6 protein-coding genes are annotated in these 4,224 nt (G+C 62.0%); 1 reads left to right on the plus strand and 5 read right to left on the minus strand.

Features of this window, described 5'->3' with window-relative positions:
* Window positions 1-1,479 (minus strand): glutamine synthetase III family protein (locus A2J01_RS19070; RefSeq protein WP_064113332.1); only part of this gene is annotated, 1,479 nt, incomplete at its 3' end.
* Window positions 1,480-1,704: 225 nt separating this feature from the next.
* Here A2J01_RS19070 and A2J01_RS19075 point away from each other — a divergent pair.
* Window positions 1,705-1,974, plus strand: a complete 270-nt coding sequence (locus tag A2J01_RS19075; protein ID WP_231915835.1) for a putative quinol monooxygenase — start codon at window positions 1,705-1,707, stop codon at window positions 1,972-1,974.
* 211 nt (window positions 1,975-2,185) lie between these two features.
* Here A2J01_RS19075 and A2J01_RS36485 read toward each other — a convergent pair whose 3' ends face one another.
* The 4 genes from A2J01_RS36485 to A2J01_RS19085 form a co-directional block, all read right to left on the minus strand.
* Window positions 2,186-2,338 carry a hypothetical protein gene (locus A2J01_RS36485; protein ID WP_003945315.1) on the minus strand — a complete coding sequence of 51 codons (153 nt, stop codon included), beginning with the start codon at window positions 2,336-2,338 and terminating at the stop codon, window positions 2,186-2,188.
* Entirely contained in the window at window positions 2,339-3,154 is an 816-nt protein-coding gene (locus A2J01_RS19080) for a class E sortase (RefSeq protein ID WP_007733340.1), read from the minus strand.
* A 66-nt stretch (window positions 3,155-3,220) separates the two neighbouring features.
* A complete protein-coding gene (locus tag A2J01_RS36490; RefSeq protein ID WP_007733341.1) occupies window positions 3,221-3,364 on the minus strand; it encodes a hypothetical protein in 144 nt (47 codons plus the stop codon).
* A gap of 127 nt (window positions 3,365-3,491) precedes the next feature.
* A partial coding sequence (locus A2J01_RS19085; protein ID WP_156519317.1) for an LPXTG cell wall anchor domain-containing protein occupies window positions 3,492-4,224 on the minus strand: 733 nt, incomplete at its 5' end.

The following is a 4,224-nucleotide window of genomic DNA, read 5'->3' on the forward strand; positions in this document are numbered from 1 at the left end:
GGTGACCATCGGGCCGTTGACTGTTTGCAGCGATCCTGGCGCGCGGAACTCGAAACGGTTGCCGGTGAAGGCAAATGGGCTCGTGCGGTTGCGGTCGCCCGGATCGGTCGGCAGGACGGGAAGGGTGTCGGCTCCGATCATCATGGTGCCCTTGTCCTTCGACGATGTCGCCGCGCCCTTGGCGATCTGCTCGAAGACGTCGGCCAGTTGATCGCCGAGGAAGATCGAAATGATGGCCGGGGGAGCCTCGTTGGCGCCGAGGCGGTGATCGTTGGTTGCCGATGCGACCGACGCGCGCAGGAGGCCGGCGTATTTGTGGACGGCCCGGATGACGGCGGCGCAGAATACGAGGAACTGGGCGTTGTCATGCGGATTGTCGCCGGGGACAAGCAAACTGCCGAGTTCGGAGTTGCCCAGCGAGAAGTTGACGTGCTTGCCGGAGCCGTTGACACCGTCGAACGGCTTCTCGTGGAACAGACATTCCATGCCGTGCTTCTTGGCGATGGTTTTGAAGGTGGTCATCAGCAACTGCTGGTGGTCGGCGGCGATGTTGCCTCGCTCGAACATCGGGGCGATTTCGAACTGGCCGGGCGCAACCTCGTTGTGCCGTGTCTTGGCGGGGATACCGAGTTTGAACAGTTCCCGCTCGGTGTCCATCATGAATCCGAGGACACGTTCCGGGATCGCCCCGAAGTAGTGGTCGTCGAACTCCTGGCCCTTGGGCGGCTTTGCGCCGAAGAGTGTTCGGCCGGCGTTGAGGAGGTCGGGGCGGGCGAGGAAGAAGTGTCGATCGATCAGGAAGTACTCCTGCTCGGGTCCGCAGAACGACACGATGTGCTCGGGGTCGTCGTGGCCGAACAACTTAAGGATTCGTTCGGCGTGGAAACCCATTGCCTGTTGTGAACGCAGCAGGGGAGTCTTGTGGTCGAGCGCTTCGCCGGTCATCGAAACGAACACGGTCGGGATACACAGTGTGTTGCCGTTGGGGTTTTCGAGGACGTAGGCCGGGCTCGTGACATCCCAGCCGGTGTATCCGCGAGCCTCGAACGTGTTGCGCAGCCCGCCGTTCGGGAAACTCGAAGCGTCGGGTTCACCTTGGATCAAGGTCTTGCCGGCGAACTCCGCCAGTGCACTGCCGTCGCCGACCGGCTCGAGGAAGCTGTCGTGCTTCTCGGCGGTTAACCCGGTAAGCGGATAGAAGACGTGGGCGTAGTGGGTTGCGCCTTTCTCCAACGCCCAGTCCTTCATCGCGGATGCGACCGCGTCGGCGACCATGGGATCGAGCGGTTTGCCTTGCTCGATCGTCGCCATCACCGATTTGTAGACAAGCTTGGGCAGTCGCTTCTGCATGACCACCTTGTTGAAGACGTTGGCTCCGAACACCTCTCCGGGTGTCTCGTCGGTCGTGAAACTGACCACCGGAGGTGTGTAGGCCTCGACGTCCTTGATCGCTTGCAAGCGAACTGCATTTCCACTCATGTGCTTACCCCTCGCCCGGGCCCAGGGCTGCGCTGCTGATTGCGAGCCCGACTTCGGCAAACCCTACGAACCTCCGGTATCGGGGGTGTTTCGTAGATATTGCGCCTGTCCGCAAACTTCGAGTCACAACGGAAATGTCGATCTGTCGGAGGTCTACGGCAGACTTCGAGCCGACGGGCTATTGCAGGACAGTCGAATCGGAGAGTCTTTGTGATCAGGGTGTTGGTGCCAACAACGGTGGAGCAGGGCGATCTCGCGGAAGTGCTTCGGTTGTACGACGAACTTGTCACCGAGACCCGAAAAGAGGACGGCTGCATCAATTACGAGTTACTGCAGCGCACCGAAGATCCCTGCGAGCTCGTGTTGGTGGAGGAATGGGAATCGCAGGAGCACCTCGACGCCCACACCCATACCGAGCACTTCGTCAGGTTGGTTGAGGCGCTGGACAAGCTCGAGACGGCAGCGCCGGCGCAGATCTTCACGAAGGTTCTGTAGCGGCGGAGGCAGGTTTCAGTGCTCGCTAAGGCGTCGAACAAACATTCCGGAGAGCCCCGAGCGTCAACGAGGCGACCCGTTCCGACACACGCGGAAACTGGTTTGCATCGACACGCCAGAATCATCGTAGATCCGTCGAGTCCGATGTAGGACAGCACCTTCGGGCTCCAGCCGGGCGTTGTGCAGGTGTCGGCCGACCTGCACGGGCGCTCTATACGGTGACGTCGGAGTAGGGCATATGCTCTGACACCCAAGGAAATACGAATTCCATGAGTAGCAGCACCACCGCGACCACGAGAACGATCGCCAGCAGGGCCTTCACTGGTCGGGGGCCGGGGAGCGCTCCCCAGAGGTATCCGTACATTCATTGCTCCTGGAATGCCGCGGGAATGGTGCCCGAAGTCTTCGAGATTGTTTCGACGAGAACCGCGTGGACGATCAAGCGTTCGCTGTTCGAGTAGAGCGGATGGCACGTGGTCAGTGTCAACATACTTTCCAGCGTGGCGTCGGGCTCGGCCCAAGGGCTTCCGGGCAGCGGGTTGACGACCGCAACATCCCCGGGCACGGTGATGCGCCGCCCGAGGAGATGGACGTAGTCGCCTTCGGAAACACGATCGGCTTGCTCGGGATTCAAGCAGGCTTTCGCCGCAGCGCGACGTTCGGGCGAGGCCTGGTCGAGTGGGAGCAACCGGTACGTCATCCATTGGAACTCGGTCTCCACGACGACGGCATCGCATGCATCGAGTCGATCCAGGTGCTGGAAGACTGCGCCGGAACCATTGCGGTGCCCGGCGAGCGCGAAGTTTCCGGCTTCGCCGGGCATCTGCGAGTCCGGGTAGTGGCCGGGGCCGGCCCGCAGGTCCTCGTTGCGTGTGCCCTCGACGATTGCGTACGCGGCGCCGAGTGTGGGGAAATGCACGCGCGCGAATCCCTCGCCGAGCACAGGGATCAGCGGGGACACCGGCTGACCATCGATCACTCCTGAGGCTTCGGGGACTTCGGCCCAGGATTCCTCCAGACTGTTGTTGAGCTCGTCCTGCAGCCGCCCCGAGACGATATTGGTCCAGAACGCCTCATAGATGACGAACAGCAGGATGACGACCCCGGCCGTGAGGAGCAGTTCGCCGATTACCTGGCCTGCGCCCGGCCGACGACGCCCTGAAACTTCGGTATCGCTCACGGACCGGGGTCTCCTCTCCACAGATCTACCGAGATAGCTGATGTGTCGAATTGGTGCCGTATCGAACTAGCTGCCCGCGTCGATCGTGGCGCTCCCGGTACCGCCGAGGAGATCGTAAAGGAGTACGGACAGGCGACCGAGGCCGTCGATCGCGGCAGAACCAGTGGTCTCGATGCCTTCGATGACGATCGGGAACGGGAGGAATGACATGGTGTTTCTCCTTCGAGGGGTGGGCCGCGGCGGCGGCCGCGAGATAGATGCGTCGTGACGGTGAAACAGGGCGGGTGCGACCAGGTGTATGTTGCACCCGCCCTGTTTCGGTATTTCTGGTTGGGAGTTACTCCTGGCCGGGTGCGCGCTTGCGGTTACGCAGGGTGAGCCATGCGCCACCGCCGATCAGTGCCAGCGCCAGACCGGCGAGCCAGATGACGTTCGCGCCGGTTACCGGCAGGGACGAGGACTGGTCCGGTTTGGCCTGAGCAGGATTTCCCGGAGCAGGTGTGCCCGGAGCACCGTTGTGTCCACCACCGTTGTTGCCGGGAGTGTTGTTGCCGGGAGTCGACACGTCAGTGCCTGGTCCTCCGGGTACTTCAGAGCCCGGCCATGTCGGGATTTCCCACGGCGGCAGCGGGATCGGGATCGGGATGATGATCAGCCCATTGCTGCTGGTTTTGTTCTCGAGTCCCAGGACCACCGACTTGTTTGCTTCGCCGGTGAGCTTGACGGAAGTTGCGGTCGGTTCGCCGTCGATCTTCGAGACATCCGCCTTGCCTTCCTTGACGCCCCAGATCACTTCACCCCACTTGACGTTGGTGACGTCGGTGTGAGCACCGGTTTCTGTGAAAGTGATGTCGGTGTTCAGCGGGAACTGGACCCGGCCGTCGATGACGGCTGCGTCGCACTGGGCGGTCGGAGTGACCGAAGCGCCCGGCTTGACATCGAGAACACAAGACCGCGCCTCATTGTCGATGTCCGTCCACGTAGCCGTGACCTGGAAGATCGTGGATCCGTCTTTGGCTACCTGGCTGCCCTTGGGGCCGGTCACGATCTTGTCGATATCCACCTCGGTG

This window comes from Rhodococcus sp. EPR-134 (assembly GCF_001647205.1).
GTDB lineage: Bacteria > Actinomycetota > Actinomycetes > Mycobacteriales > Mycobacteriaceae > Rhodococcus_F > Rhodococcus_F qingshengii.